Source organism: Mycolicibacterium chlorophenolicum, assembly GCF_001044235.1.
GTDB lineage: Bacteria > Actinomycetota > Actinomycetes > Mycobacteriales > Mycobacteriaceae > Mycobacterium > Mycobacterium chlorophenolicum.
The window spans coordinates 57,588-84,568 of the sequence record NZ_JYNL01000008.1; the positions used below are offsets into that span (position 1 = coordinate 57,588).

Annotated in this window: 25 protein-coding genes and 1 tRNA gene; 11 read left to right on the forward strand and 15 right to left on the reverse strand. The window is 69.9% G+C overall.

Annotated elements, in window-relative coordinates; translation table 11 throughout:
- Positions 1 to 88 precede the first annotated feature (88 nt).
- Positions 89 to 1,636 carry a purine-cytosine permease family protein gene (locus MCHLDSM_RS03415; protein ID WP_048468878.1) on the forward strand — a complete coding sequence of 516 codons (1,548 nt, stop codon included), beginning with the start codon at positions 89 to 91 and terminating at the stop codon, positions 1,634 to 1,636.
- Positions 1,626 to 2,576 (forward strand): agmatinase, encoded by a 951-nt coding sequence (gene speB, locus MCHLDSM_RS03420; RefSeq protein WP_048468879.1) that lies wholly within the window; start codon positions 1,626 to 1,628, stop codon positions 2,574 to 2,576. Before MCHLDSM_RS03415 ends, speB begins: the two co-directional genes overlap by 11 nt.
- Here speB and MCHLDSM_RS03425 read toward each other — a convergent pair.
- A complete protein-coding gene (locus tag MCHLDSM_RS03425) occupies positions 2,547 to 3,200 on the reverse strand; it encodes a GGDEF domain-containing protein (protein WP_131722582.1) in 654 nt (217 codons plus the stop codon). The two genes, speB and MCHLDSM_RS03425, sit on opposite strands and share 30 nt — an antisense overlap.
- 491 nt (positions 3,201 to 3,691) lie before the next feature.
- Between MCHLDSM_RS03425 and MCHLDSM_RS03430 the strand changes: the two genes are divergently transcribed.
- On the forward strand, positions 3,692 to 4,816 hold the full coding sequence (locus MCHLDSM_RS03430) for a baeRF11 domain-containing protein (RefSeq protein ID WP_048468880.1): 1,125 nt from the start codon (positions 3,692 to 3,694) through the stop codon (positions 4,814 to 4,816).
- Between the two features lie 244 nt (positions 4,817 to 5,060).
- On the forward strand, positions 5,061 to 6,368 hold the full coding sequence (locus MCHLDSM_RS03435) for a DEAD/DEAH box helicase (protein WP_048468881.1): 1,308 nt from the start codon (positions 5,061 to 5,063) through the stop codon (positions 6,366 to 6,368).
- Here the strand turns inward: MCHLDSM_RS03435 and MCHLDSM_RS03440 are convergent.
- Positions 6,365 to 7,042 (reverse strand): DUF6766 family protein, encoded by a 678-nt coding sequence (locus MCHLDSM_RS03440; RefSeq protein ID WP_048468882.1) that lies wholly within the window; start codon positions 7,040 to 7,042, stop codon positions 6,365 to 6,367. The two genes, MCHLDSM_RS03435 and MCHLDSM_RS03440, sit on opposite strands and share 4 nt — an antisense overlap.
- Positions 7,043 to 7,106: 64 nt before the next feature.
- Between MCHLDSM_RS03440 and MCHLDSM_RS03445 the strand changes: the two genes are divergently transcribed.
- On the forward strand, positions 7,107 to 8,267 hold the full coding sequence (locus MCHLDSM_RS03445) for an NAD(P)/FAD-dependent oxidoreductase (RefSeq protein WP_048468883.1): 1,161 nt from the start codon (positions 7,107 to 7,109) through the stop codon (positions 8,265 to 8,267).
- A 9-nt stretch (positions 8,268 to 8,276) separates the two neighbouring features.
- On the opposite strand, the gene MCHLDSM_RS03450 is transcribed toward MCHLDSM_RS03445, so the two are convergent.
- The 7 genes from MCHLDSM_RS03450 to fdh all read right to left on the reverse strand — a co-directional run bounded on the left by MCHLDSM_RS03450 (position 8,277) and on the right by fdh (position 17,047).
- A complete protein-coding gene (locus MCHLDSM_RS03450) occupies positions 8,277 to 8,666 on the reverse strand; it encodes a MerR family transcriptional regulator (protein ID WP_048468884.1) in 390 nt (129 codons plus the stop codon).
- A gap of 10 nt (positions 8,667 to 8,676) precedes the next feature.
- Positions 8,677 to 10,179 carry a SulP family inorganic anion transporter gene (locus MCHLDSM_RS03455; RefSeq protein WP_048468885.1) on the reverse strand — a complete coding sequence of 501 codons (1,503 nt, stop codon included), beginning with the start codon at positions 10,177 to 10,179 and terminating at the stop codon, positions 8,677 to 8,679.
- A gap of 201 nt (positions 10,180 to 10,380) precedes the next feature.
- The gene (locus MCHLDSM_RS03460) at positions 10,381 to 10,929 is read right to left on the reverse strand and encodes a YceI family protein (RefSeq protein WP_048468886.1); all 549 of its coding nucleotides are present in this window, start codon (positions 10,927 to 10,929) and stop codon (positions 10,381 to 10,383) included.
- Between the two features lie 37 nt (positions 10,930 to 10,966).
- Positions 10,967 to 11,935, reverse strand: a complete 969-nt coding sequence (locus tag MCHLDSM_RS03465) for a DUF3533 domain-containing protein (protein WP_234713840.1) — start codon at positions 11,933 to 11,935, stop codon at positions 10,967 to 10,969.
- Positions 11,932 to 12,888, reverse strand: coding sequence for an NrfD/PsrC family molybdoenzyme membrane anchor subunit (gene nrfD, locus MCHLDSM_RS03470; RefSeq protein WP_048468887.1), 957 nt, complete (start codon positions 12,886 to 12,888; stop codon positions 11,932 to 11,934). The genes MCHLDSM_RS03465 and nrfD overlap by 4 nt, the downstream gene beginning before the upstream one ends.
- Complete coding sequence (locus MCHLDSM_RS03475; protein WP_048468888.1) at positions 12,888 to 13,787, reverse strand: 4Fe-4S dicluster domain-containing protein; 900 nt, start codon at positions 13,785 to 13,787, stop codon at positions 12,888 to 12,890. The genes nrfD and MCHLDSM_RS03475 overlap by 1 nt, the downstream gene beginning before the upstream one ends.
- Entirely contained in the window at positions 13,784 to 17,047 is a 3,264-nt protein-coding gene (fdh, locus tag MCHLDSM_RS03480) for a formate dehydrogenase (RefSeq protein ID WP_109788732.1), read from the reverse strand. The genes MCHLDSM_RS03475 and fdh overlap by 4 nt, the downstream gene beginning before the upstream one ends.
- A 106-nt stretch (positions 17,048 to 17,153) precedes the next feature.
- Here fdh and MCHLDSM_RS03490 point away from each other — a divergent pair, with 106 nt between their 5' ends.
- On the forward strand, positions 17,154 to 18,191 hold the full coding sequence (locus MCHLDSM_RS03490; RefSeq protein ID WP_048468890.1) for a TerC family protein: 1,038 nt from the start codon (positions 17,154 to 17,156) through the stop codon (positions 18,189 to 18,191).
- Here the strand turns inward: MCHLDSM_RS03490 and MCHLDSM_RS03495 are convergent.
- The 3 genes from MCHLDSM_RS03495 to MCHLDSM_RS03505 form a co-directional block, all read right to left on the reverse strand.
- A complete protein-coding gene (locus tag MCHLDSM_RS03495; RefSeq protein ID WP_048468891.1) occupies positions 18,148 to 19,830 on the reverse strand; it encodes a selenocysteine-specific translation elongation factor in 1,683 nt (560 codons plus the stop codon). The two genes, MCHLDSM_RS03490 and MCHLDSM_RS03495, sit on opposite strands and share 44 nt — an antisense overlap.
- Positions 19,818 to 21,101 (reverse strand): L-seryl-tRNA(Sec) selenium transferase, encoded by a 1,284-nt coding sequence (selA, locus tag MCHLDSM_RS03500; RefSeq protein ID WP_048468892.1) that lies wholly within the window; start codon positions 21,099 to 21,101, stop codon positions 19,818 to 19,820. The genes MCHLDSM_RS03495 and selA overlap by 13 nt, the downstream gene beginning before the upstream one ends.
- A gap of 65 nt (positions 21,102 to 21,166) precedes the next feature.
- Positions 21,167 to 21,261: transfer RNA gene (locus tag MCHLDSM_RS03505), tRNA-Sec, on the reverse strand.
- Positions 21,262 to 21,301: 40 nt separating this feature from the next.
- Here MCHLDSM_RS03505 and selD point away from each other — a divergent pair.
- Positions 21,302 to 22,291, forward strand: a complete 990-nt coding sequence (selD, locus tag MCHLDSM_RS03510) for a selenide, water dikinase SelD (protein WP_048468992.1) — start codon at positions 21,302 to 21,304, stop codon at positions 22,289 to 22,291.
- Here the strand turns inward: selD and MCHLDSM_RS03515 are convergent.
- Positions 22,278 to 22,859: a TetR-like C-terminal domain-containing protein gene (locus MCHLDSM_RS03515; RefSeq protein WP_231508159.1), complete on the reverse strand. Its 582-nt coding sequence runs from the start codon at positions 22,857 to 22,859 to the stop codon at positions 22,278 to 22,280. The genes selD and MCHLDSM_RS03515 overlap by 14 nt on opposite strands.
- 60 nt (positions 22,860 to 22,919) lie before the next feature.
- Between MCHLDSM_RS03515 and MCHLDSM_RS03520 the strand changes: the two genes are divergently transcribed.
- Genes MCHLDSM_RS03520 through MCHLDSM_RS03530 form a run of 3 tightly spaced genes read left to right on the forward strand, consistent with a single transcriptional unit; the run spans position 22,920 to position 25,244 of the window.
- Complete coding sequence (locus tag MCHLDSM_RS03520; RefSeq protein ID WP_048468893.1) at positions 22,920 to 23,375, forward strand: nuclear transport factor 2 family protein; 456 nt, start codon at positions 22,920 to 22,922, stop codon at positions 23,373 to 23,375.
- Positions 23,368 to 24,219 (forward strand): NAD(P)H-binding protein, encoded by an 852-nt coding sequence (locus MCHLDSM_RS03525; RefSeq protein ID WP_048468894.1) that lies wholly within the window; start codon positions 23,368 to 23,370, stop codon positions 24,217 to 24,219. Before MCHLDSM_RS03520 ends, MCHLDSM_RS03525 begins: the two co-directional genes overlap by 8 nt.
- Positions 24,216 to 25,244 carry a cupin domain-containing protein gene (locus MCHLDSM_RS03530; protein WP_048468895.1) on the forward strand — a complete coding sequence of 343 codons (1,029 nt, stop codon included), beginning with the start codon at positions 24,216 to 24,218 and terminating at the stop codon, positions 25,242 to 25,244. The genes MCHLDSM_RS03525 and MCHLDSM_RS03530 overlap by 4 nt, the downstream gene beginning before the upstream one ends.
- Here MCHLDSM_RS03530 and MCHLDSM_RS03535 read toward each other — a convergent pair.
- Positions 25,241 to 25,996 (reverse strand): NADPH-dependent F420 reductase, encoded by a 756-nt coding sequence (locus tag MCHLDSM_RS03535; protein ID WP_412178250.1) that lies wholly within the window; start codon positions 25,994 to 25,996, stop codon positions 25,241 to 25,243. The two genes, MCHLDSM_RS03530 and MCHLDSM_RS03535, sit on opposite strands and share 4 nt — an antisense overlap.
- Here MCHLDSM_RS03535 and MCHLDSM_RS03540 point away from each other — a divergent pair.
- Positions 25,966 to 26,523 carry a TetR/AcrR family transcriptional regulator gene (locus MCHLDSM_RS03540; RefSeq protein ID WP_048468897.1) on the forward strand — a complete coding sequence of 186 codons (558 nt, stop codon included), beginning with the start codon at positions 25,966 to 25,968 and terminating at the stop codon, positions 26,521 to 26,523. The genes MCHLDSM_RS03535 and MCHLDSM_RS03540 overlap by 31 nt on opposite strands.
- On the opposite strand, the gene MCHLDSM_RS03545 is transcribed toward MCHLDSM_RS03540, so the two are convergent.
- Positions 26,486 to 26,866, reverse strand: coding sequence for a nuclear transport factor 2 family protein (locus MCHLDSM_RS03545; protein WP_082168680.1), 381 nt, complete (start codon positions 26,864 to 26,866; stop codon positions 26,486 to 26,488). The two genes, MCHLDSM_RS03540 and MCHLDSM_RS03545, sit on opposite strands and share 38 nt — an antisense overlap.
- Between the last annotated feature and the right edge of the window lie 115 nt (positions 26,867 to 26,981).

Here is a 26,981-nt window from a genome sequence, read left to right on the forward strand (position 1 = left end):
CGCCTCCGGACGATCGAAGCGATTGCGCTGCCCTCGCGCCGCACCTACCGTTAGCTCCATCACATCCCCAGCGCGAGGATCCGACGCCATGACCTCTCCCGCCACCACCACCGGCACCGGCATCGCCACCCCACCGAAGGCCACCGAGGTCGAGGTCCACGGCGTCGAACCCATCCCCGACGCCGAGCGGTCCGCGGGGCCCCTCGATTTGTTCCGGCTGATCTTCGGCGGCGCGAACACGATCGCCACCGTCGTGCTCGGCACGTTCCCGATCATCTTCGGCCTGTCGTTCCGCGACGCGCTGCTGGCGACGCTGGCCGGGCTGCTGCTGGGGGCGGCGATCCTCGCGCCGATGTCGCTGTTCGGCCCGCGCAACGGCACCAACAACGCGGTGTCGTCGTCGGCGCATCTGGGCGTGCACGGCCGCGTCGTCGGCTCGTTCCTCTCGCTGCTCACCGCGGTCGCGTTCTTCTCGATCTCGGTGTGGACGTCGGGCGACGTGCTCGTCGGCGGCGCGAACCGGGCCATGGGGCTGCCGGACAGCGACATCGCAGTCGGCGTCGCGTACGGCATCTTCGCGCTGCTGGTGCTGGTGGTGTGCATCTACGGTTTCCGATTCATGTTGCTGGTCAACAAGATCGCGGTCGTCGCCGCCACGCTGCTGTTCCTGGCGGGCATCGTCGCGTTCGGCGGCACCTTCGACGCCGGCTATCCGGGCACGTTGGTCGCCGGGGATCCCCTGTACTGGCCGTCGTTCGTCGGCGCTGCGCTGATCGTGATGTCGAACCCGGTGAGTTTCGGTGCTTTCCTGGGTGATTGGGCCCGCTACATCCCCCGCGAGACCCCGTCGTGGAAGCCGATGCTGGCGGCCTTCCTCGCGCAGATCGCCACGCTGGTGCCGTTCCTGTTCGGCTTGGTGACCGCCACGGTGGTCGCCACCACCGCACCGGGTTTCATCGACGACGGTGACTACGTCGGTGGCCTGCTCGAGGTCTCCCCCGGCTGGTACTTCGTGCCGGTCTGTCTCATCGCGCTGATCGGCGGCATGTCGACGGGCACCACCGCGCTGTACGGCACCGGGCTGGACTTCTCCAGCGTCTTCCCGCGGTTCAGCCGCGTCCAGGCCACCGTGTTCATCGGCACGCTGGCGATCGTGTTCATCTTCGTCGGACGCTTCGCCTTCAATGTGGTGCAGAGCATCTCGACGTTCGCGGTGCTGATCGTCACCTGTACCGCGCCGTGGATGGTGGTGATGATGCTCGGCTGGTTCACCCGCCGCGGGTGGTACGACTCCGATGCGCTGCAGGTTTTCAACCGCCGCCAGCGCGGTGGCCGCTACTGGTTCGCCCACGGCTGGAACTGGCGCGGGCTCGGCGCCTGGCTGGTCGCGGCCGCGCTGTCGATCTGCTTCGTCAACCTGCCCGGCCAGTTCATCGGCCCGCTCGGCAACCTGGCGGCCGGCGTCGACCTCAGCATCCCAGTGGGCCTCGGCGTGGCTGCGATCCTGTATCCCGTTCTGCTGTGGGCTTTTCCCGAACCGGCCGACGTCTTCGGCCCGGCCGGTCCCCGCGCGGTGCCCGCCGGCCCCGCCGCCAACACCCCTATCGTCTCGGAGGAAGTAGAGCATGTCCTCTAAAAAAGTTGGACCCGTCGACGCGTCGATCACGCCCCGCTACGCCGGGCCCGCGACGTTCGCCCGGCTGCCGCGCCTGGACCAGGTGACGTGCGCCGACGTCGTCGTCGCCGGCATCCCGTTCGATTCCGGGGTGTCCTACCGACCCGGCGCGCGGTTCGGCCCCACCCATGTCCGGGAGTCGTCGCGGCTGCTGCGGCCGTACAACCCGGCCATGGACGTGTCGCCGTTCGAGCTCGTGCAGGTCGCCGACGCCGGTGACATCGCGGTCAACCCCTTCAACATCGACGAGGCGATCGAGACCATCGAGGGCGCCGCCGCCGATCTGACCGCCGACGACACCAAGCTGGTGACGATCGGTGGCGACCACACCATCGCGCTGCCGCTGCTGCGGGCGGCCGCCGCCAAGCACGGCCCCGTCGCGCTCGTGCACTTCGATGCGCACCTGGACACGTGGGACACCTACTTCGGCGCCGCGTACACGCACGGCACCCCGTTCCGCCGGGCGGTCGAGGAGGGCATCGTCGACACCGAGGCCCTGTCCCACGTCGGCACCCGCGGCCCGCTGTACGGCAAGAAGGATCTCGAGGACGACCGGCGCTTCGGTTTCGGCATCGTCACGTCCTCCGACGTCTACTACCAGGGCGTGCGGGAGGTCGTCGACAAGCTGCGCACCCGGGTGGGGTCCCGGCCGGTGTACGTGTCGATCGACATCGACGTGCTCGACCCCGCGCATGCGCCGGGGACGGGGACGCCGGAGGCCGGCGGTATGACGAGCCGGGAGCTGCTCGAGATCCTGCGCGGCTTCCGCGGGCTGAACCTGGTGGGTGCCGACGTCGTCGAGGTGGCGCCGGCCTACGACCACGCCGAGATCACCGGCGTCGCCGCGGCGCACGTCGCCTACGACCTGGTGTCACTCCTCGCGCTGGGCGCCGAAGGCTGAACCGTCGGACTGCGCCTTGCGTTCCCGTTTGACGCGGTAGAGGTCGCGATCGGCACGGGCGATGAGCGCCTCGAGGGACCGCGCGTCGACGGGGTGGCCGACGGCGGTCCCCGCACTCACGTTCACCGGGCCGGCCGACGCGAGGTCGCGAGCCAGGTGCACCGCCTGTGACGCGTCGTGGCCGGTGAGGACGACGACGAACTCGTCACCGCCCAGCCGCCCCACGACCGCCTGGTCGGGCAGCCGAGGTCCCCAGTCACGCACCAGGTGGGCCAGCGCCCGGTCGCCGGCGGCGTGGCCGGCGCGGTCGTTGAGACCCTTGAAGTCGTCGACGTCGAGGGCGATGACGGCCAGCGGCTCCGATCGCCGGGCCGCGCGGGCCATCAACTCGGCAGCGTGCCGCTCCACCCCGGTGCGGTTCCACGCACCGGTCAGCGGGTCGCGCAACGCCGCGTCGTAGAGCGTGGCGTGCAGCACGCCGACGATCTCCGCCGAGGCCATGATGCACACCGTGAACATGCCGTACCACAGCGACGGCGCAGGCGCGGGCGCCACCGCCAGCCCCAGGCACGTCGCCGCGGCGATACCCGCCGCGGCCGCGCGGGCCGGCATCGGTCGGTGCACGCCCGGAGGTAGATCGCGCTGAACATCGAGGGGATCACCGCCCACACCTGCGCGGCCTCGTACACATGGAAGGGCATCGCGGCAACGGGCGCGGCGCACAGACACAGCAGCGCCAGCACGTAGCGCACACCCCCCATCGGCGCCCGGACGGCGAGAACCAGACCGAGAAGGCACAGCACGGCAGAGATCCGTTCGCCGAATGCCGAAGCCATGTCCCACGAGGACACCGCCACCGAGGCGTAGAGCGCCAGCAACACGGCGAGGTAGCCGAGCAGCATCCGTCGCTGCAAGCCCGCCGCGAAGCCCATGGGCATCCCCTTTCTGCGCACAGTCATCTTCGCAGCCGCCGGCCGATCTCGTGAGGTCTCTCTCAGCGACAGCCAATACCGTTGTCGCACTCAAGTTTCCGCGGGGATCGACCGTCAGTCACGGCGACCACCCACCACGCGTGCCTATGGTGGTGGGACGACCCCGACACAAAGGAGTGCGCGGTGACGCGATATCAACTGCCCGATACCACCGACCTGATCCGGCTCGGCGAGCCGCACGAGCACGCGATCACGGTGTACGCCGAGACCTCACCGGGCCCCGATCTGCGGGAGCACAGCCTGCTGCAGGCCAAGAGCGCGGTCGACCGCGCCCTGCGGACGGTCCGGGACCGCGGCGCCCGCCACGGCGCGGTCGGGCAATTGCGTGACCGGTGGGCCGAGATCGCCGAATCCGACCTGTGGTTGCGGTTGTCACGGTCGCTGGCCGTCTTCATCGCCGAGGACTTCCACGAGGTCTACGTGCTGCCCAACGCCCTGCAGTCCCAATCGCAGGTGGGCGCGTATTTCGACATCGGCCAGCTGGTGCGGGCGGCGAGCGCGCGCCAGGAGGCGTTCGCGCTCACGCTCTCGGCGAACGGCTGGAATCTGCTCCGCGCGACGGCCACCACCCGCGCAGAGTCGCTGCCGTTGACCGGTGCCCATCCCGCCGACGCGGCGGATGCGACGAACCGCGCGACGCTGCGCGACCGTGATCATGTGGGCAGGCTGGTCGGCGACGAGGGGCGCAAGCTGCTGCTGGAGACCTATGCCAAGAGGGTCGCGGAGGCGGTGGAAAGCGAACTCGCCCTGGTGGATCCGTCGTCGACGGTGCCCCTGTTCCTGTTCGCGACGGATCCCCTGCTGGACATGTACCGCAGCATGGACCACAAGCGCGAGATCGTCGCGGTGCCCGGCGCAGCGGATGCTCTTCGCCCGGATCAGATCGATACCGGTATCAGGCAAGGACTTTCGGCGCTCAATGCCCGCCGCTCGAACGCACGCGTGGAGGAGATCGGCAACGGGGTGGCCCGCGGGTTGGTGGCCACCGACCTCGTCGACATCGGGCGTGCCGCGGTCGCCGGTGCGGTGTCGACGCTCGTCTACGACTTCACCGTCGACATCATGGGCCGGCTCAACGACGCCAACGGCCGCGTGACCTACGACGACGGCGGCTACGACCTACTTTCCCGCATCGCGGTCATCGTGCTCGACAAAGGCGGGGAAGTGATCGCGGTGCGTCCGGAGGAGATCACCGCCGACATCTGGTCGGGGACGGCTCTGGCGGCGCTGCGATTCCCGCTGTCCTGAGCCGGTGCGGTAGGGTGGTGTCACGTCGGCCGTTTCTTTGCAGGCCGACGCGTCGTGAAACGCAAGTCATCGACCGTGGCGCCGGCTTCACAGCCTGGCCGCCCCGCCTGATGGCCCGTGGACCAACACAGCTCGTGTCACGGCGATCGAAGGTGCCCACCGGCACTCTCGCCACCCTGTGTTGAGGTACCGCGCGTGACACATCGCCGGCTCAGCACACTGATGCCTGGAAGGCACTCGACAGTTGAACAGCACCAAGACCTTCGCCGATCTCGGCGTGTCCCAACCCCTGATCGACGCGCTCACCGCGCGCGGGATCAGCTCACCCTTTCCCATCCAGCAGGAGACCCTGCCCGACACCTTGGCCGGCCGTGACGTGCTCGGCCGCGGCAAGACGGGCAGCGGCAAGACGCTGGCCTTCTCGATTCCGCTGGTCAGCCGGCTCGCCGGCGGCAAGCGCCGCCCGTCGCATCCGTCCGGTCTGATCCTGGCGCCGACCCGCGAGCTGGCGACCCAGATCTCGGCGGCCCTCGCCCCGCTGGCCACTGTGAACAACCTCACGGTGACCACGATTTTCGGCGGTGTCTCACAGCACCGCCAGGTGCAGGCACTGCGCGCGGGCGCCGATATCGTCGTCGCCTGCCCGGGCCGGCTCGAGGACCTGATGAAGCAGAAGCTGGTCAGCCTCGACAACGTGGCCGTCACCGTCATCGACGAGGCCGACCACATGGCCGATCTGGGGTTCCTGCCCGGCGTCACCCGGATCCTGGCTGCCACCCCGGCCGATGGCCAGCGGCTGCTGTTCTCCGCGACGCTGGACAACGGTGTCGACAAGCTGGTCAAGCGCTTCCTGCGCAACGAGGTGCTGCACTCGGTGGACAGCCCGGAGTCGCACGTCCCGGCGATGACGCACCACGTCTTCCACGTGGCAGGCCCGCAGGACAAGAAGGATCTGGTGCACCGGCTCGCGTCGGGCACCGGTCGGCGAATCCTGTTCATGCGCACCAAACATCACGCCCGCAAGATGGCCAAGCAGCTCACCGAGGCCGGTATCCCGTCGGTTGACCTGCACGGCAACCTCTCTCAGCCCGCCCGCGACCGCAACCTGGCCGCGTTCAGCTCCGGCCAGGTGCGCGTGCTGGTCGCCACGGACATCGCCGCGCGCGGGGTGCACGTCGACGACATCGAACTCGTCGTGCACATCGACCCGCCCGCCGAGCACAAGGCGTACCTGCACCGGTCAGGCCGCACGGCTCGGGCCGGAAGCGCCGGCGACGTGGTGACCGTGGTCCTGCCCGAACAGCGCAGGGAGACACAGGCTCTGCTGCGCCGGGCCGGCATCCAGGTCGCCCCGCAGCAGGTGACCGCGAACTCCGACGCGGTCAGCAAAGTCGCCGGTGAGGTGGCGCCGTACCGGGCCCCCGAGGCTCGCGCCGTTGCCGCTCCGGCAGCACGGCCTTCGACACCGCGCCGGTCGGCCGGTTCGTCCGGCTCCCCGCGGCGGCGGTCGCGTCGCCCCGCAAGTGCCGGGGGACGGTCGCAACAGCGCTAAGCGCTGGTCTCGCGGTGCGGGTCGGCGACCGGTTTGGATTCCGGTGACCCGCGCTGCCGCAGGAAGATCGACAGCCCGACGATGGCGGCGACGGCGATGAACTCGCTCTGCCAGTTCTGCATCGACTCGAACCAGAACTGCGACGTGGTGAGGTAGCGCCACACCGAGATTGCCGCCTCGCCGTGCTGTCGGCCCTCGTCGTTGTAGGCGGCGACACCGCCCACGGCGTGCAACGCCCACGACGCGAAGAACAGGGCGAAGAACGCGATCGCCAGCGAGTACTCATAGACGGTCAGCACGGCGCCGCCGTGGCGCACCGGCCACGGCGTCTTCGGTGTGATCGGCACCGTGTGCGGGTCACGGTCCTGCGGTGCGTCCGTGTCGATCGGCTTGGACTCCGACGAACCGCGCTGGAAAAGGAATGCCGTGAGCACGATGTACATGCCCATCTGCAGGAACTCCGATTCCCAGTTCTCGAACGTCGCCTCGACGAAATCCCCCGTCCGGAGATAGCCGACCACCGACACCGTCTCCCCGGATCCGTGTTCGCGTTGGTCGGCGTTGTGGGCGGCGGTGCCCGAGACGACCATGCCGACGAAGAACACCGCGAACAGGCTCAGGCAGGCCAGCAACAGACCGTTGTTGCGGACCCACCCTCCTCGTCCACGAGCCACCTGATCAGTATCTCTCCACCGCGCGCGCCGGTGTGGCAGTCCGTTCAGTGGGTATGCCGCCACGATGACTGATCCAGGCCTGATCGTGGTCGGCAGCGGGCCCGCCGGGGTCGCTGCTGCCGACGCCTACCGCGCCCGCCGGCCCGACGCGCCCGTCCGCATCATCAGCGCCGACGGCAGCCACCCGTACATGCGCCCTCCCCTGAGCAAGGACTACCTGCGGGGCGAGACCGACGACGTCGGCATGCATCCGCCCAAGTGGTTCCGCGAGCGCGACATCGAGGTCGTCCTCGCCGCACCGGTGGACCACGTCGACGCCCGGGAACGGGTGGTGCGCGCCGGCGGCGTCACGTATCACTACGGCTCGCTGGTGCTGGCCACGGGCGCGAGTCCGGCGCCACTGCCGGTGCCCGGCGGCGAACGCGCGTTGCAGCTGCGCTCACTCGACGACGCCGAGACGTTGCGCGGCGCAGCCCGCTCCGCCGCGACCGCGGTGGTGATCGGCGCGGGGTTCATCGGTTGCGAGGCCGCGGCATCGCTTGCCATGCAGGGTGTTTCGGTGACGTTGGTGGCACCCGACGACCTGCCGCAGGAGAAGCGCCTCGGCGCCGAGGCGGGTCGTCGGCTGCGGGAGCTCGTCGAGAAGACCGGCGCCCGCTACCTCGGCGGCGCGAAAGTCGATTCCGTTCAAGCTGATTCGGTGCGCCTGGACGACGGCACCACGCTTCCCGCAGACCTGGTGCTGGCGGCCACCGGCGTGCACCCCAACAGTGCCGTGGCCTCTGCGCTGGGGTTGACGCTGGACGATTCCCGCGTGGTGGTGGATGAGCACATGAGCACCAGCGTCGACGGGATCTACGCCGCCGGCGACGTCGCGTTCGCGTTCAACGGCGGCGCGGGCCGCCGGTTGGCCGTCGAGCACTGGCAGGACGCCGAGGACCAGGGCGGGGTCGCCGGTGCCGCTGCGGCCGGAGACGACGCGACATGGTCGGGGGTTCCGGGCTTTTGGACCACAATCGGCGACGCCGACGTCAAGTACCACGCCTGGGGTGACGGCTACGAGCGCAGCAAGATGGTCGAGCACGGCGACGACGGCTTCACCGTCTGGTACACCGCCGGCGACGGCGCCACTGTGGGTGTGCTGACCTACAACGCCGACGACGACTACGACCGCGGCGAGGAACTGATCACCGCCGGTGAGCCGCCGCCGGTGGAGATGAGCTGAGGGACAAGGTCAGCCGCGGCTGAACCGCGCCAGTTGCGCGGTCAGTTCGCGCGCGTAGGCCAGTTGCCGGGTCAGCGTTGCGCAGGCCTGCTCAGCGCGGCGGTGGCAGGCGGCGAGGTGATCGATGGCCCGGTTCCTGTCGTCCGCGGAGGAATCGCCGGAGTCGAGGGTGTCCAGGGCGGCCAGGACGTCACGCATCTCGTCCAGAGAGAACCCCAGTGGCTTCATGCGCCGGATGGCGATGAGGCGGTCCACATCCTTCTGCGTGTAGAGGCGGAAACCTCCGGTCGAACGCGCCGACGGGGTCACCAGCCCGACTTCGTCGTAGTGCCGAATCGTTTTGACCGACAGCTCGGTTCGAGCGGACACCGCCCCGATCTGCAGCAGCTCTGCACCCATGGTCACGGCCTCAGTGTGCGCCGGTCAGCTGACCGGACAGCCGCGCGTGGCGTTCGGCGCTGCTGTCGTTCATCCCGATGATCGTGACCGTCTTGCCCTTGGCGGCGTACTTGGTCGTGATCGCGTCCAGGGTGGCCACCGTGGACGCGTCCCAGATGTGGGCCTGGCTCACGTCGATGACCACGTGCGCGGGATCGCCGACGTAGTCGAACTGGTAGACGAGATCGTTGCTGGAAGCGAAGAAGAGCTCACCCTTCACGACGTAGACCCGGGTGCCTGCGTCGGTGCCGTCGACGGCCTGCACGTCGGTGAAGTGGGCGACACGGCGGGCGAAGAGCACCATCGCGGCCAATGTTCCGACCGCCACCCCGTAGGCGAGGTTGTCGGTGGCGACGGTGACCGCGACGGTCGCGAGCATCACGAACGTCTCGCTCTTGGGCATGCGGCGCAACGTCTTCGGGTTGATGCTGTGCCAGTCGAGGGTGGCCACCGACACCATCACCATGACCGCGACCAGGGCCGCCATCGGGATCCGCGCGACGACGTCGCCGAGCCCGACGACCAGGGCGAGCAGGAACGTGCCCGCGAGGAACGTCGAGATCCGGGTCCGCGCGCCGCTGACCTTGACGTTGATCATGGTCTGGCCGATCATCGCGCAGCCTCCCATCCCGCCGAAGAAGCCGGTGACGACGTTGGCCACCCCCTGGCCGACCGCTTCGCGGGACTTGTTCGAGTGCGTGTCGGTGATGTCATCGACGAGCTTCGCAGTCATCAATGATTCGAGAAGCCCGACCAGCGCCATGGTGAGCGCGTAGGGCGCGATGATCCGCAGGGTGTCGATCGTCAAGGGCACGTTCGGCATCAGCAGGCTCGGCAGGCTGGAGGGCAACTCCCCCTCGTCACCGACCGTGGGTAGGTTCCACCCGGCGGCCACGGCGGCCCCGGTGAGCACCGCGATCGCGATCAGCGGCGCGGGCACGGCGGTGGTCAGTTTCGGCAGCGCGACGATGATCAGGATGCCGGCTGCGACCATCGGATAGACCAGCCACGGCACCCCCAGCAGATGGGGCAGCTGGGACAGGAAGATCAGGATGGCCAGCGCGTTGACGAAGCCGACCATCACACTGCGCGGCACGAAGCGCATCAGCTTGGCCACCCCGAGTGCGCCGAACAGCAGCTGCATGACACCGGCGAGGATCACGGCCGCGATCAAATAGTTCAGTCCGTGGCTGTGCACCAGTGGTGCGACGACGAGCGCGACGGCACCGGTCGCCGCCGAGATCATCGCGGGTCGCCCGCCGACGATCGCGATCGTGACGGCCATCGTGAACGATGCGAACAGTCCGACTCTCGGGTCGACGCCGGCGATGATCGAGAACGAAATCGCCTCGGGGATCAGCGCCAACGCCACCACGAGCCCGGCGAGGACTTCGGTGCGCAGCCGGCGCGGGGACCGCAACGCCGCTCGCACGGACTGCTGCTGCGGTGTCTCCTGCGCGGAAACGTTGCTCATCGGCGCTCCTCTGGCGTTCGTGGGCAGGCGCACGCGCCTGGTGAGACGCGGAAGTTCGTGCCGGAAAACGGAATTCGCGACGCGACGACGCGCAGCGGAATTTCCTCGTCGACGTCCGGCGTCGGCAACTCTACCCCGGGGGGAGGGTTGCGATGCAACTCGTGTCGCGCACATCACGCCCAGTCGACCTGGACGGCACGGTCAGTCCTTGGCGTGCTCGGCGTGGAAGGACACCGCCACCTCGTCGGCCACCTTCATCGCGCCCATCATCAGCGAGTAGGGCTTGACCCCGAAGTCGCGGTGGCTGACCACCGCGTCGCACGCCATCCGCCAGGTCTCCCCCAGGTCCTCGACGCGCAGATCCACCGATCGCGGCCGGGACCGGCCGTGGATCTCCAGCGTGCCGGACAGACGGTAGCCCCCGTCGACGGCGGTCACCTCGTCAGCCGAGAAGCGGATGTGCGGATAGCGCTTGGCGTCAAGGCTTTTCAGCGCATTGGAGCGGGCCAGTCCCTTCTCCACACCGGTCAGTCCTTTGACTCCGCCGTCGCCTCGCAGCACCTCCAGGGAGTCGACGTCGAGGGTCAGCTCCACCGCGGACGGTTCGCCGCCCGACCAGTTCACGGTGGCCTGCCACGCCGTCATCGCGATCGTCAGCCGGTGGCCCATCGCCGCGGCGGGTCCGGTGACCCCGGTCGTCAGCAGCAGTTCGCCGTGCGAAGGGTCCAGTGTCCACGCCGAGGCTGCCATCGCACGAATGTAGCGGTATCCGTCGGTGGACGAGTGATTATGCCTGCGCCGGGGAACGTTGCAGCCGCCGCGACGCGACGAGCAGTACCGCCGTGGACGCGACGAGCCAGACGGCCAGCACGACGTACGGGCCGGGCCGCTGATGATCGGGGAAATAGGTGGCCGAGTGGACCGCCGAGACGGCCGCGCCGCTGGGCAGCGCGTGGTTGAGGAACGAGAACGGTTGCGGCAGCAGGGTCGCCGACACCGCGCCGCCCGAGGAGGTGTTGCCGAGCAGGATGAACACCAGCCAGGTGGGGATGATCGCCCAGCGATGGATCATCACCAGCATCGCCGAGTTGAACATGGCGGCGACACCGATCTGCACCGACACCAGCCCCCACAGCACAGGAAACGGGGTGCTCAGCGCGCCGAGCACCGGTCCCGCGACGGCGGCCAAGGTCGCCCCGCCGACCACCGCCAGCACGGCGAGGCAGCCCAGCCAGCGGCCCAGCGTCAGCGTCTTGACGTTGGCGCGCAGCTGGAACATGGTGACGAAGCCGAGGATCGTCGCGGCGATGATGAGGTAGAACGTCGCCAGGCCGGCGGGGTCGGCCGACGGCAGCGGGTGCAGGTCGACGATCGTCAGTGCGGGCTGCGCGCCGGCCTGATCGATCTGGGTGAGCACCCGCGCCGACGACGGGTCGCTGGCGCTGGAGATCAGCAGCTCGGGCGGGGCGGCGGAGGTGTCGATCACCGCGGTGATCTCCTGCCGGTCCACGGCCTGCACGGCCGCGGCGCGGCTCGGATAGTCGTGCGGCTCGAACTCGTGGGAGCGCTGCTGCAGGTCGGCGAGCAGCTGCGGCGATGCGTCCCCCACGACCCCGACCGGCAGGTGGCGCGGCACCGGTCGGCCGAGTGCGATCGTGTAGGCGGCGACGAACGACGCACCGAGCACCAGCGCGATGCCGAGGACGGCGCCGACCTTGCGCAGCTCCAACGGGATCGCGCGCAGCCGTGCCCTCACCCGTGCGCCGACGACGTCTGTCGCTGCGCGATCCGCTCCCGTTGGGGCACCACAACGTATTTCGGGTCCTTCGTCGATGCCACCCCCGCCTCGAACACCCCGAACCGTTGCAGAGCGCTGCCGGCGAGCAGCGCTACCCCCGATGCCGCGACAGCCCATCGGCGTCGGCCCGACACCACCGCGCCGACGGCGCCGCCGACGGTCAGGATCTCCGAGGCCCGCATCAGGTGGCGCGGCCGGCCGGTCATGAACGCTTCGCGGGTGACACCGAGCCGATGCTCCAGCAGTCGCGCCGCACCCACCTCCATCGTGACGCCCGCCACCGCCATCCGTCGCGCCGGGGCCGTCTGGTCGACGGGCGCCAACAAGAGTCCGAGGCCCGCGCCCGCTGCTGCCGCCGATCCGGTGAACATGAACGGCAGATGCCGATGGGAGTCGTTCCACGCCGGAACGGCCGTCTGCGACAGCAACACCGCCGTGTAGGAGGCGACGGCCGGAGCCACCGCGGCCGCCGCAACTCCCGCCGGTCGTGCTGCTCCGCCGATCAGTCGCCCGATCAGGGTGCGGCGCCACCTCTTTGGCACAAGCTCGGCGATACCGGCGAGTACCGCGAACGGGCCGTAGGCGCCGAGGATCCAGGTGCCGACGCTCATCGGCGAACTCGGCTTCGCGACGCGCAGCATGTGGTGGAAGCGCTCCGGCCGACCGAGATCTGCGACCAGCAGGACGAGACTGACGAGGATGGCGACCATCGAGCCGAGCCGGTTGACCCGGCGCAGCCCGGGCCGGCCGGTCAGATCCGCGCCGGCGCCGAGCAGCGCCGATCCCGCCGACAGACCACCGGTGAACAGGTACGCCGCGATCGTCCAATTCCACACCGGTGTCTTGAGGATCTGCCGGCCGTAGTAGGAGCGGAAGTCGGCCGGCGGAACCGCCGTGTGCTCGCGTGGCATCAGGTGCGCCTCCCGACGAACGCCGACACCGCAATGCCCACCAGCGCCGAGGCCGCCATCCCCGCGTACCGCCACATCGCGGCGGCATCGCGGGTCGGCACCACCGGGTCGGGCGGCAGACCGTAGACCTCGGGGTCGTCGAGCAGCAGGAAGAACGCACCGTCGCCACCGACGCCGTCGTTCGGGTCCTCGCCGTAGAGCCGGGCCTCGGTGACGCCGCGCTCGTGCAGCGCCTCGACCCGTTGCGCCGCCCGCTCCCGCAGCTCGTCGAGCACCCCGAACTGGATGGAGTCGGTCGGGCACGCCTTGGCGCACGCCGGTTCGAGTCCGTCGTGGAGCCGGTCGTAGCACAGCGTGCACTTCCAGGCCCGGCCGTCGCCCTCGCGGCGCTCGATCACACCGTACGGGCAGCCGGACACGCAGTAACCGCAACCGTTGCAGATGTCCTGCTGCACAACGACAGTGGAGTACTCGGTGCGGAACAGCGCACCCGTGGGGCAGACGTCCAGGCACCCGGCATGGGTGCAGTGCTTGCAGACGTCCGAGGCCATCAGCCACCGGAAGTCGGGCAGCTCGCCCACCATCTCGACGGCCTTCTGGGTGATCTCGGGCATGCCCAGGTCGATCGGCTCGCGGCCCGGCTGCTCAATGAACGCCACATGCCGCCACGAGTTCGCACCGAGGTTGCCGGTGTTGTCGAACGACATGCCCAGCAGGTTGAACCCGTCGCCCTCTCCCGAGACGGGCACCTCGTTCCACTCCTTGCACGCCACCTCGCAGGCCTTGCAGCCGATGCACACCGATGTGTCGGTGAAGAACCCCACCCGCGGCGGATGCTCGTCGTAGCCGGCGTCGCCGGCCGGATCGTGCAGCGGACCGTAGAAGCTGTTGCCGCTCATGGCGTGTCCTCCGTGTGGTCGGGTGAGCGCCGCGTGGTGTCCAGGTCGGTGCCGGTGGCCTTGGTGATGCCCGCCCCTTGGCGGTAGCCCGCGATGTAGGCCAGCAGTTCGGGTCCGCGCGGACGCCGCCCCGGCCGGATGTCGCACGTCGCGACCTTGCTCTCCTGGATGAACACGTTCGGGTCGGCGACCACACCGAGGAGGTCGTTGACCACGTCGCCGTCGATCAGACCCGAACCACCCCAGTGGTAGGGCATCCAGACCTGGTGCACCACATGGTCGTCGATGCGCAGCGGCCGCATCCGTTCGGTGACGAAGACGCGCGCGTCCACCGCCGCGCGGCTGGTCACCACGTGCGCCCACTCCATGTGCTTCAGCCCGCGTTCGGCGGCCAGCTCCGCTGACACCTCGACGAACAACCCGGGCTGCAGCTCGGCCAGGTACGGCAACTGCCGACTCATGCCGCCGGCCGTGTGATGCTCGGTCAGCCGGGCCGCGGTGAACACGAACGGGAACACCTCGCCGTGCGCGTCGGGCCACGACGGGTTCGACGGGTTGTCTTCGCGCCCATACACTTTGCGCGCCGGATTGCCCTGCTGCTGATACAGCGGGTTGCGCACCGGCGATTCGTGCGGCTCGTAGTGGGTGGGCAGCGGTCCGTCGAGCACGCCGTTGGGCGCGAACAGCCAGGCCTTGCCGTCGGCCTGCATCACGAACGGATCGTCACCGCGCAGCGCCGCGACCCCGACCGCGTCGTCGTCCGGCCGGTAGTCCGGCGGCTTGTTCTTCTCGAAATCCGGTGTGTCGTAACCGGTCCACTCGTTCTTGTCGGCGTCCCACCACACCAGCTTCTTGCGCTCGCTCCAGGGCCGGCCGGCCGGATCCGCCGACGCCCGGTTGTAGAGCACGCGGCGGTTCATCGGCCAGGTCCAGCCCCACTCGTTGTCGTAGGGGCCCTGCTCGGTGTGGGGTTTGCGGCGTGCCGCCTGGTTCACCTCGTCGGCGTACACGCCGCTGTAGATCCAGCAGCCGCACATGGTCGATCCGTCGGCCTTGAGCTCGGTGTAACCGCTCACCGCCCGGTCGGTGGTGAGGTCGATGCCGCTGATCCGGCGCAGGACGTCGGCACCGTCGGGTTCGTCGCCGTCCATCCGGTAGTCCCACGCCAGGTCCAGCAGCGGGCGATCGCGCTCATCCGTTGAGCCGGCCAGCTTTTCGCGCAGGATCCGGCCGAGGTGGTAGAAGAACCACAGCTCCGAGCGCGCATCGCCGGGCGGTTCGACAGCCTTCTCCCGCCACTGCAGCATCCGCTGGGTCTGGGTGAAGGTGCCCGCCTTCTCCACGTGCGACGCCGCCGGGAACAGGAACACCTCGGTGCGGCACGTCTCGGGGGCGATCTCGCCGGTCTCGATCTCCGGCCCGTCCCTCCAGAACGTGGCGCTCTCGATCTCCACGAGGTCGCGCACCACCAGCCAGTCCAGGTTGGCCATGCCGAGGCGCTGCAACTTGCCGTGCGCCGATCCGACCGCCGGGTTCTGGCCGAGCAGGAAGTAGCCGAACACCTTGCCGTCGACCATGTCCATCACGGTGCGGTAGGTGCCGTGGTCACCGTTGATGCGCGGCATGTAGTCGAAGCAGAAGTCGTTCTCCGCGGTGGCCGCGTCGCCCCAGTACTCCTTGAGCAGCGACACCATGTAGGTATCGGCGTTGTGCCAGAAGCCTTTCTGGTTGCGGCTCTTGATCGCGTCGAGGTAGTCGGCCAGCGTCTCCTGCCCGGCCCGCGGCATCGCGAGATACCCCGGCAGCAGGTTGAACAGCGTCGGCACGTCGGTGGAGCCCTGGATGCTGGCGTGCCCGCGCAGCGCGAACACCCCGCCCCCGGGCCGGCCGATGTTGCCCAGCAGCAGCTGGATGATCGCGCCCGCCCGAATGTACTGCGCGCCCATCGTGTGCTGGGTCCAGCCGACGCTGTACACCAGCGCGGCGGTCTTGTCCCGGCCCGACGCCGAGGTCCACCGGCGAGCGACGTCGAGGAACTGTTCGGCGGGCACGCCGCACACCCGCTCGACCATCTCCGGGGTGTAGCGGGCGTAGTGCCGTTTGAGGATCTGATAGACGCAGCGCGGGTCCTGCAGCGTCGGGTCGCTCGGGATGTCGGCCGCGCCCTGGATCGGCGCGCCGCCGGAGCCCTGCTGGTCCGGTGACGCGTTCTCCTTGGCGTCCGACCCACCGCCCTCGGCATCGGTGTTCTGGTACTGCCACGTCTCCGGGTCGTAGGACGCGGTCGCCTCGTCGTAGCCCGAGAACAGCCCGCCGAGATCCTCGGCGTCCTGATAGTTCTCGTCGACCAGGAACGAGGCGTTGGTGTAGGCGGTGACGTACTCGCGGAAGTCGAGCTCGTTGGACAGGATGTAGTTGATCACCCCACCGAGGAACGCGATGTCACTGCCCGCGCGCAGCGGCACGTGCCGGTCGGCCAGCGCACTGGTGCGGGTGAACCGCGGGTCGATGTGCACCACCTGCGTTCCGCGCGACTTCGCCTCCATCACCCATTGGAAGCCGACGGGATGGGCCTCGGCCATGTTCGAGCCCATGATGACGATGAAGTCGGAGTTGACGAGGTCCTGCTGATAGTCCGTCGCCCCGCCGCGACCGAAGGAGGCTCCCAGACCGGGAACCGTGGCGCTGTGTCAAATACGCGCCTGGTTCTCGATCTGCAGGGCGCCCAGCGCGGTGAACAACTTCTTGATCAGATAGTTCTCTTCGTTGTCCAGCGTCGCCCCGCCCAGGCTGGCCAGCCCCATCGTGCGGCGCAGCGTGTGGCGGTCGGAGTCGAACTGCTGCCAGCCCTTCTCGCGGGCGTCGAGCACCCGGTCGGCGACCATGTCCATCGCCGTCTCGAGGTCCAGGTCCTGCCACTCGGTGGCGTACGGCGCGCGGTAGCGGACCTTCGTCAGCCGTTGCGGACCGGTGACCAGCTGCTTGCTCGCCGAGCCCTTCGGGCACAGCCGGCCGCGGGAGATGGGACTGTCCGGGTTGCCCTCGATCTGGACGACCTTCTCGTCCTTGACGTACACCTTCTGCGCGCAGCCGACGGCGCAGAACGGGCAGACCGAGTGCGCGACGTGGTCGACCTCGGCGGTGCGCGGGGTCAGGGTCAGCGAGCGCTTCGACTGGGCGGCCTTGCCGCGGCCGAGCTTGTCATCGCCGGTGAGTTGCCGGTACACCGGCCACGACTGGAACAGTCCCTTGAGGTCCACCCGTCACCCCTTTCCGGATCCGATCCAACCGTCGGCGCCGCGCCTTGGCAACCCGGATACCCGCTCGCGGCCAGGTCAACAGCGAACTCTCAGGTACAAAGGGTGCATGCTCGAGATCAGCCTGTTGACCTGGGGTGTGACGATCGGCCTCATCGTCGCGCTGCTCGCCGTGGACTTGATCCTGGCCGCGGTCCGCCCGCACCGGGTCGGTTTCCGGGAGGCCACCGCCTGGTCGGTGTTCTACATCGCGGTCGCGATCGGCTTCGGGGTGTGGTTCTTCCTCACCTACGGCAGCGACTTCGGCACGCAGTACTTCGCCGGTTACATCGTCGAGAAGAGCCTGTCGGTCGACAACCTGTTCGTGTTCGTGATCATCATGGCGACGTTCGCGGTGCCCGAGGAGCATCAGCACAAGGTGCTGACCTTCGGGATCATCCTGGCGCTGATCATGCGCGCGATCTTCATCGCGGTCGGCGCGACGCTGCTGTCGCTGTTCTCGTTCATGTTCCTGATATTCGGCGTGCTGCTCATCCTGACCGCGGTGCAACTGTTCCGGCACCGCGACGAGGACCCCGACGTCGAGAACAACATCATGATCAAGGCGACGCGGCGGCTGCTGCCGATCAGCGACGACTACGACGGCGGCAAGCTGCTGACCCATCGCGAGGGCCGCCGGATGGCCACCCCGCTGCTCGCCGTGCTGATCGCGATCGGCAGCGTGGACCTGCTGTTCGCGCTGGACTCGATCCCTGCCGTCTTCGGCGTGACCTCCGAGCCCTACATCGTGTTCGCCGCCAACGCGTTCGCGCTGCTGGGTCTACGGGCGCTGTTCTTCCTCGTCAAGGGTCTGCTCGACCGGCTGGTCTACCTGTCGACCGGACTGGCGATCATCCTGGCGTTCATCGGCATCAAGCTGGTGCTGCACTGGGGCCACGTCGACATCAACCCCAACATCCCCGAGGTGAACACCTACCTCAGCCTCGTGGTGATCGTGGGCATTCTCGCGATCACCACCGTCGCCAGCCTGATCAAGACCCGGCGCGACCCGAGCGCCAAGGCCCATCCCGGCTCGCTGCGCGCGACGCACAAGGACGGCCCGGTCAGCGAGCCAGATCGCGCGAGCCGTCGGGACGGCGCCGGGTGAGCCCGCGCGCGTCGAGCGCTTCGAGCAGCGGGACCGCGACCCGCCGGGTAGTGAGCAGCGCGCGTTTGGCTTCGGCGACGGTGAAGGGCTGCGCCACGTCGGCCAGCGCCGCGGCCGCGCGGTCGTAGACGTCGGGCCCCAGCACCACGCCGTCGGCGATCCGCACCAGCCGGCCCGCCCGCACCGCCGCCGCGAGTTCCTTGGGCCCCAGACGCAGTTCGGTCAGCTCGTCGGCCTCGGGGGCGCGGAACGGTTCAGCCGCCAGCCGGTCCTCGAGGGTGCGCACCGCCTTCTCGACCCGCTCGGGCAGCGCCGTCCCGGGCCGGCGGATCCGCCCGTCGGCCACCTCGAGCCCGGTGCCGGCCGCCAACGCCGACACGAGATCGAGGGCGGGCAACTGCAACTCGCGGCGCAGCTCCTCGGTCGGCATGCCCGCGGCGATGTCGTGGCCATCCCACCACCGCTGCACCGCCGCGGTCATCAGCGCGCGCCGCTGCGCCCACCACGTCGGGTCGACAACCCACTCCCCCACCCGCTCTCCGGTGGCGTCGAAACCCATGGCGCGCAGATCTTTCCCCCGAGCGCACACCGGCGGCCGTACCTGGCCGGTGGCCAGTTCCTCGGCGCGGACCCGGGCGTCGCCGCGGCGGCGCAGCGCCGGCGGCGCCACATCGAGCACTTCGATCCCAGCGGCGATGCGGTGTTCACCCGGGTCGCGCAGCAGCCCGATGTCACCGATCCGCAGCGGCAGCGGCCGGGACAGCCGCAGCCGCGCCCCGGCCTCGCCGAGCGGCCGGACATGCACCGGCACGCCGGTCGATCCGATGTGCAGCACCAGTCGCTCGTGCAGTTTCCCGGCTGCCCGCAGCGCGACGTCGATCTCGGCGGTGTCCCGCCACGCGCCCGGCGTGCGGATCGTGTCGCCGCGCGCGATGCCACGGTGGTCGACACCGCGCAGGTTCACCGCGACGCGGGCCACCGCGGCGACCTCGGTCCGGTCGTGGCCCAGGGACTGCACGCCACGCACGGTGACGCGTCGCCCGTCGTGCAGAAGGTCGTCGCCGACGCGGATGGTGCCGGCCGCCAGTGTTCCCGTCACCACGGTGCCGGCGCCACGCACGGTGAACGACCGATCCACCCACAGCCGCACGTCGGCGTCCCGGTCCGGCGCCGGTATCCGGTCGGTCAGGGTCACGAGTTCGGCTCGCACAGAATCGGTTTCGGTGCCGAGCACGATAGTGGCGTCAGGCAGCCGGTCGCGCACCTGCGCGACCGCGGGGCCGGGGTCGGCGAGGTCGGCCTTGCTGATGACGACGAGCAGGTGGCGGACGCCGAGCGCCTGCAGCGCGGCGAGGTGCTCCTCGGACTGGGGCATCCAGCCCTCGGTCGCGGCGACGACGAACATCACCGCCGGAACGGGCCCGACGCCGGCGAGCATGTTGCCGACGAACCGCTCGTGCCCGGGCACGTCGACGAACGCGATCTCGCGGCCGTCGATGGTGGTCCACGCGAAGCCGAGGTCGATGGTCAGTCCCCGGCGCTGCTCCTCGGCGAGCCGGTCGGGCCACATGCCGGTGAGCCGGTGGACCAGCGTGGATTTACCGTGATCGACGTGGCCCGCGGTGGCTACGACGTACACGCCCGCACCGCCTCGAGCAGCGCCGCGTCGTCCTCGGGGGCGACGGTACGCAGGTCGAGCAGGCAGCGGCCGTCTTCGATGCGCCCGACCACCGCGCGGGCCCCGGTGCGCAGCGCCGCGGCACAGCGCTCGGGCAGACTGATTGCGGCGCTGGGCAATTCGACATCGGGGGCGCCTCCGCCGCCGACGGCCGCGACGCAGTCGACCACCTCGGCGCCGGGCAGCTGCGCGGCGAGCGCCGCGGCCCGGGCACGCAGCGTGTCGACGTCGGCGCTGAGCGCCTGCGCGACGGGCGTGGGCGGCCCGGCCAGCGTGGCCTCCAGCGCGGCCAGCGTCATCTTGTCCACCCGCAGCGCGCGGGCCGCCGGGTGGCGGCGCAGCCGGTCGATCAGCTCGGCCGTGCCGAACAGCAGCCCGGCCTGCGGGCCGCCGAGGAGCTTGTCCCCGCTGGCGGTGACCACGTCCGCGCCGTGACGCAGCACGGTGGTGGCGTCGGGTTCGTCGGGCAGCAGCGGGTGCGGGCTGAGCAGGCCCGAGCCGATGTCGACCACCAGCGGCGCGTCGAGCGTCGCGAGGTCGCGCACCGGCACCGTCTTGGTGAAGCCGCTGACGTGGTAGTTCGACGGGTGCACCTTGAGCACGAAGCCGGTGTCGGGCCCGATCGCATCGGCGTAGTCGCGCAGGTGCGTGCGGTTGGTGGTGCCGACCTCGCGGATCCGGGCGCCCGTCGACGTCATCAACTCGGGCAGCCGGAAACCGTCGCCGATCTCGATCAGCTCGCCGCGGCTGACGATCATCTCCTTGCCGGGCGCGAGCGTCATCGCGGTCAGCAGCAGCGCCGCGGCGTTGTTGTTGACCACGTGCACGCCCTGCGCGGCGGGCACGGCGGCGGCCAGCGCGGCCAGCGCACCGCGGCCGCGGCGGGCGCGACGGCCGGTCTCGAGGTCGAACTCCACGTCGGTGGCGCCGCTGGCGGTCGTCACCGCGTCGATGGCGGCCTGCGACAGCGGTGCGCGGCCCAGGTTGGTGTGCACGACGACGCCGGTGGCGTTGATGACGGGCCGCAGCGTGGCGGCACTTCGCGGCAGCGTGGCGACGGCGTGGTCGGCGACCTGCCCGGGGTCGATCTCGCCGTCGCGGGCCCGCTGCTGCGCGTCGGCGACCACGGCCTTGACCAGCGCGCGGCCCAGCGTGCGGGTGGCCTCGACCAGGCGGGGGTCGGCGAGCACAGCATCGGTGCGCGGCACCCGCCGCCGCGGATCACTCCCCATGGCGATTTCGGCGTGGTTGTCTGCGCTCAGCGTCGATAACCACGCCGAAATCACAGGGGTGACGGTGGCGGAGGCGGACGGGAATCGAACCCGCCAGCGACAGGAACTGCCACTCAGCGATTTTGAAGATCGGGCCGGTCACCAGACCGGATACGCCTCCCTGAGCCACCCGTCCATCATGGCAGGGCAGCATGGAGTCCATGACGCACCGGCTCACCCAGTACGCCCACGGCGGCGGCTGCGCCTGCAAGATCCCCCCTGGCGAGCTCGAAGAGGTGGTCCGCGGGCTGACGCATGCGGCGCCGGTGAACCCGGCCGGGGAGCTGCTGGTCGGCCTGGAGGACGGCGACGACGCGGCCGCGGTGCGTATCGAGGGCGGCATCGCGCTGATCGCGACGACGGACTTCTTCACCCCGGTGGTGGACGACGCCTACGACTGGGGGCGGATCGCCGCGACCAACGCGCTGTCGGACGTGTACGCGATGGGCGGCCGGCCGGTGGTGGCGGTCAACCTGCTGGGCTGGCCGCGCGACGTGCTGCCGTTCGAGCTGGCGGCCGAGACGCTGCGCGGCGGGATGGACGTGTGCGTGCAGGCGGGCTGCCATCTGGCCGGCGGGCACAGCGTCGACGATCCGGAGCCGAAGTACGGCCTGGCGGTGACGGGCATCGCCGATCCGGAGCGGCTGCTGCGCAACGACGCGGGCCGCCCCGGTGTGCCGCTGTCGCTGACCAAACCGCTGGGCATCGGCGTGCTCAACAGCCGCCACAAGAACACCGGCGAGCGCTTCGAGGAGGCGATCGCGGTGATGACCACGCTGAACGCCGCGGCGTCGGCCGCCGCGCTCGAGGCGGGCGTCGAATGTGCCACGGACGTCACGGGTTTCGGACTGCTGGGGCATCTGCACAAGTTGGCCCGCGCCAGCGGGGTCACCGCGGTCGTCGACGCCGCGGCGGTGCCGTACCTCGACGGGGCGCGCGAGGCGCTGCGCGACGGCTACGTCAGCGGCGGCACCCGCCGCAACCTGGACTGGGTGCGACCGCATGTCGACCTGTCGGTCGGTGAGGACGAGGCGCTGCTGCTCGCCGACGCACAGACCTCAGGCGGCCTGCTGATCGCCGGGGAGATCCCCGGCGCCCCGGTGATCGGCGAACTGATTCCGCGCACCGAGCACACGATCATCGTCCGCTGACCCCCAGCGCGTGCAGCACCGAGTCGACCACCCGATCCAGGAACGCCGGGCCGGTGGGCTCGCGGCGCCCGCAGAACCGCCAGAACACCGGTGCGGCAACGAGATCCAGGACGTACTCGCTGTCCACGTCTGAGGACACCTCGCCGCGGGCGATCGCGGCGTCGATCACCGCCTGCCCGTAGCCGCGGCGGGCGGCACCCAGGCGGTCGGTGAGGGCGGCCGCCAGGCCGGGATTGCGCATGGCCTCAGCGAGCAGGTCGGGCAGGATCCGCGACATTCGCGCATCGGTCAGCCAGTCGTCGACGCCACCAACCAAAGCCGCGATGTCAGCGGCCAGGTCATCCGACGGCGTCGTCGCCGCCATCGGCACGCTGAGTTCGGTCACGACGTCGAGCACCATCTCCTGCTTCGACGGCCACCGGCGGTACAGCGCGGCCTTACCGGCGCGAGCGCGTCGCGCGACCCCGTCCATCGAGAGCCTGCCGAAGCCCACGTCGGCGAGCTCGTCGAGCACCGCCTCCACGATTCCGTCGGTCACCTGAGCACGCAGGTTCGCTTTCGTCGCCACGATCGGAATACTATCCGAGACGGAACCGTTCCGTTTCGTATGATGACGAGAGGCGAGACCATGACGACCGACGACGAACGACGCGCGCACAGCGACCGTGTCATCGACGCCCTGCTCGACAGCCTGCGCCGCAACGACATGCGCGCCTTCGCCGACCAGTGGGCCCCCGACGGATCGATGGAGTTCCCGTTCGCGCCACCCGGCTACCCCGTGCTGCGTAGTCGCGACGACGTCCGCGACTACCTCGAGGACTACAGCACCACGCTGCGCATCGACACCGTGACGGAACGCCGGCGTCACCACACGCTCGACCCGCACACGGTGATCCTCGAGTTCTCCGCCGAAGGTGTTGCCGTGCAATCGAACTCCCCGTATCGCATGGACTACGTCGCGGTGATCACGGTCGGGTCCGACGGTGTGCGGCACTACCGCGACTACTGGAACTCCCTGGCCGCCGCCGCGGCCCTCGGTGGAGCCGAGGCGCTGAGCAGCGGATTCGGAGGGCGTGATGAGTGACCCGGTCCTGGTCACCGGCGCGACCGGCAACACCGGAGCCCCCGTCGTCGCCGGCCTGCGCGGGCGTGGCCACCGGGCCCGCGCGGCCAGCCGCCACCCCGATCCCGCCGATGCTGACGCCGTCGCGTTCGACTGGTCCGACGACGCGACCTTCGCGCCCGCGCTGACCGACGTGCGGGCGGTCTACCTGGTCGCCCCGGCCGGGGCGGCAGACCCGGTGCCGAGTGTGCGCCCCTTCCTCCATCTCGCCGCGGCGCGCGGCGTGCGCCGTGTCGTCCTGTTGAGCTCGTCGGCGGTCGAGCGCGGCCACGCTGGTCTGGGCGAGATTCATGACCTGGTCGCCGGCATCTTCGACGAGCATGCCGTGCTGCGACCCTCGTGGTTCATGCAAAACTTCGTCGGCGACCATCCGCTGGCCGAGAGTATCCGGCGCACACGGGAGATCGTCACGGCCACCGGTGACGGCCGGTTGGGCTTCATCGATGCCGCGGATATCGCTGCGGTCGCCGTCGAAGCCCTGACCGCCTCCGAGCCCGTGGGCGAGGACCTGGTGCTCACCGGCCCCGAGTCGCTGTCCTACCCCGAGGCCGCGGCGATCGTCTCGGAGGTCCTCGGGCAGCCGGTGCGCCATGTCGACGTCACCACTGCCGAGTTGGCCCGACGCCTGGCGTCGGCCGGCTACTCGGCGGAGTTCTCGGACATGCTGGCCGCGTTGGACGGGCGTATCCGCGCCGGCGAACAGGACCTCGTCACCACAACCGTCCGCGACATCACCGGGCGCACACCGACATCGCTGCGACACTTCCTCGCCGGGCACGCATCGCGCCTAGCATCATCGCCATGACCAGCCCGCACGCCACCTCCCTGCGCAACGGCGAGATCGTCGAGGAGAACGACCTCGGCTCGATCCGCCGCGTCACCGCCGACACCCTGCCGATCCTGTCCGGGCTGTCGATCAAGCGCATCGTGATCAACCCCGGCGCGATGCGCACACCGCACTGGCATGCCAACTGCAACGAACTGACGTACTGCATCTCGGGCACGTCGTTCGTCTCGGTGCTGGACAGCTATAGCCGCTTCTCGAGTTTCACGGTCAGCGCGGGCGACATGTTCCACATCGACTCCGGCTCGCTGCACCACATCGAGAACATCGGCGAGGAGCCCGCGGAGTTCGTGCTCGCGTTCCGCAGCGAGCGGCCGGAGGACTTCGGGCTGGCCGCGTCGTTCGGCGCGATGACCGACGCCGTGCTGGGCAACACCTACGACCTGCCGGCGTCGGATTTCACAGCGATGCGCCGCGACACCACCGACCGCAAACTGGCACGGCGCACCGGCGAGGCCGAGGTGCCCGCCACCGCGTGGTTCGACGATCCGCACAAGTTCTCCGTGGAGGCGCAGAGCCCGGCGATCGGCGTGGCGGTCGGCTCGGCGCGGCTGGCGCGGGCGCAGTACTGGCCGGCGCTCAAAGACCTGTCGATGTACTCGCTGCGCATCCGCGAGGACGGGATGCGGGAACCGCACTGGCACCCCATCACCGCCGAAATGGGTTACGTCCAACAGGGTTCGGGCCGGATGACGGTGATGGATCCCGACGGCTCCCTCGACACGTACCTCCTCCAGGAAGGGGACATATACTTCATCCCGCGGGCCTACCCGCACCACATCGAGGTCGTCGACGCCCCCGACATCCACTTCGCGATCTTCTTCGACCAGCCGATGCCCGGTGACATCGGCTACCGTGCGTCGGCCAGCGCCTACTCGCGCGAGGTGCTCGCCGCGACGTTCAACATGCACATCGACGACCTGCCGGCGTTCCCGTTCACCAAGACCGACCCGCTGATCGTCAACCGCACCAATCCCCTCGACTAGATCAGATCCATCTCCGCCGGCGAAGCGCCGCCGATCGGCTGGGAGACGAAGCTGCGCGTGGTCAGCGGTCCGCCGAACTGCTGCAGCAGGCCGCCGGCGTCGTTGCGGCCCAGGTCGATCGCCTCGAAGCCGAACCGTTCGATCAGCGCCGCCACGGCGGCGTTGGCGTCGGGATGGTTGCCGGAGACGAACAGCACCCGCCGGCCGCCACGGCCGTCGCCGGGTTCGTGGGCCAGCACCTTGGCCCAGGTGTGGCCGAACGCCTTCACCACGCGCGCGTTGGTCGCCCACTCCCCCACCAGATCCGACGACGCTCGCCCACCGAGATCTGCAGCGGAGAACGTTTGCGGGTCAATGGCATTCGTCGCGTCAACGATGATGCGCCCCGACCAGTCCGGCACCTGCGCCACCAGATCGCGGACCGCGTCGAACGGGACGGCGAGGATCACCACATCGGCCTGCAGCGCGTCGGACACCTCGGTCGGGATGATGCGGGACCCGAGCCGCTGAGCCAGCGGCGCCACCGCGTCGGGTCCGCGCGATGCCGCCACGGCGACCTCGACATCCGCGCGCGCGAAGTGGCCCGCCACCGCGGAACCGATGTTGCCCGAGCCGATGATGGCGTAGCCCATGTCGCCTCTCCGAAGGGTTTTGTAGCGATCGTTGAAGTTATCGGCGTCGACGCTAGCAGACAGCCGCGCCGGCTGCCTAGGATCGCGGGATGGCCCGGCCGCAGAAGTTCGATCGCGCAGAAGCGCTGCAGGCCGCCATGCACCTGTTCTGGGAGAGGGGCTTCGACGGCACGTCGATCAGCGACCTCACGCAGGCGATGGGGATCTCGCCGCCGAGCCTGTACGCCTCGTTCGGGGACAAGCAGACCCTGTTCGAGGCCGCCGTCGAGCTGTACGAGCGTTCGGCGGTCGTTCCGCCGGCTCTCGAGGCGGCCACTGCCCACGGGGTGTTCACCGTGATGCTGGAGCGCGCCGTGGAGTTGTACACCCGCCCGGCGCATCCGCCGGGATGCTTCGTGATCTCCGACCCGACGCTGAAGGCCCGGCGCGGCACGGGACGCGACGCCATCGCGCGCCGGTTCCGCCGGGCGCAGCAGGCCGGCGACCTGCCCCCGGACGTCGACGTCGCGGCGTTGACCGACTACGTCGACCTGGTGCTGAGGGGGCTGTCCGCGAAGGCCCGCGACGGGGCCACCCGTCGGCAGTTGCGCGCGGCCGCCGACGTCGCCCTCAGGGCGTGGCCGTCGGCTCCTTCGTCACCACGGTGAACAGCTGCGCGATCACCCCGTCCTCGATGATCGCGACGTCGAACCCCGACACCAGCGGCTCGCCGCCGTCGGGTCCGAACACGTCGAATGCCAGATGGCCCATGTTCGCCACCTGATGGACCGGACCGGACCGGGTGAAGTTCAGGCCGGCCAATTGTCCGTCGAGGAGCGCCTGCGCCTTCTCGTGCAGCCGGTCCTGTCCGACGACCGTCTCCTCGGCGTCCGACCAGCGGACGTCGGGAGCGTAGTTGCGCCGGATCACCTGCAGCCTGCGGTCGGGATCGCGTTCGTCGAACACCGCGAGCAGGTTCTCTTCCATCAGCCGAACGATGTCGTCACTCAACGCGATTCCTCACTCTCCGGACCCCCTCCGAGTTTTATAGTGGTCATGCAAGTTGGGGTCAACCGCACCCTCGTCTCAGCGGCCCATCAGGCGTAGCCTGACAGGGCAGGCATTG

What these genes read in the sequence shown, in the direction of transcription:
- MCHLDSM_RS03415 (WP_048468878.1), top strand. Translation starts at nt 89, where the DNA reads ATGACCTCTCCCGCCACCACCACCGGCACCGGCATCGCCACCCCACCG.
- speB (WP_048468879.1), top strand. Translation starts at nt 1,626, where the DNA reads ATGTCCTCTAAAAAAGTTGGACCCGTCGACGCGTCGATCACGCCCCGC.
- MCHLDSM_RS03445 (WP_048468883.1), top strand. Translation starts at nt 7,107, where the DNA reads ATGACTGATCCAGGCCTGATCGTGGTCGGCAGCGGGCCCGCCGGGGTC.
- MCHLDSM_RS03450 (WP_048468884.1), bottom strand. Translation starts at nt 8,666, where the DNA reads ATGGGTGCAGAGCTGCTGCAGATCGGGGCGGTGTCCGCTCGAACCGAG.
- MCHLDSM_RS03455 (WP_048468885.1), bottom strand. Translation starts at nt 10,179, where the DNA reads ATGAGCAACGTTTCCGCGCAGGAGACACCGCAGCAGCAGTCCGTGCGA.
- MCHLDSM_RS03460 (WP_048468886.1), bottom strand. Translation starts at nt 10,929, where the DNA reads ATGGCAGCCTCGGCGTGGACACTGGACCCTTCGCACGGCGAACTGCTG.
- nrfD (WP_048468887.1), bottom strand. Translation starts at nt 12,888, where the DNA reads ATGCCACGCGAGCACACGGCGGTTCCGCCGGCCGACTTCCGCTCCTAC.
- MCHLDSM_RS03475 (WP_048468888.1), bottom strand. Translation starts at nt 13,787, where the DNA reads ATGAGCGGCAACAGCTTCTACGGTCCGCTGCACGATCCGGCCGGCGAC.
- MCHLDSM_RS03490 (WP_048468890.1), top strand. Translation starts at nt 17,154, where the DNA reads ATGCTCGAGATCAGCCTGTTGACCTGGGGTGTGACGATCGGCCTCATC.
- selA (WP_048468892.1), bottom strand. Translation starts at nt 21,101, where the DNA reads ATGGGGAGTGATCCGCGGCGGCGGGTGCCGCGCACCGATGCTGTGCTC.
- selD (WP_048468992.1), top strand. Translation starts at nt 21,302, where the DNA reads ATGACGCACCGGCTCACCCAGTACGCCCACGGCGGCGGCTGCGCCTGC.
- MCHLDSM_RS03520 (WP_048468893.1), top strand. Translation starts at nt 22,920, where the DNA reads ATGACGACCGACGACGAACGACGCGCGCACAGCGACCGTGTCATCGAC.
- MCHLDSM_RS03525 (WP_048468894.1), top strand. Translation starts at nt 23,368, where the DNA reads ATGAGTGACCCGGTCCTGGTCACCGGCGCGACCGGCAACACCGGAGCC.
- MCHLDSM_RS03530 (WP_048468895.1), top strand. Translation starts at nt 24,216, where the DNA reads ATGACCAGCCCGCACGCCACCTCCCTGCGCAACGGCGAGATCGTCGAG.
- MCHLDSM_RS03540 (WP_048468897.1), top strand. Translation starts at nt 25,966, where the DNA reads ATGGCCCGGCCGCAGAAGTTCGATCGCGCAGAAGCGCTGCAGGCCGCC.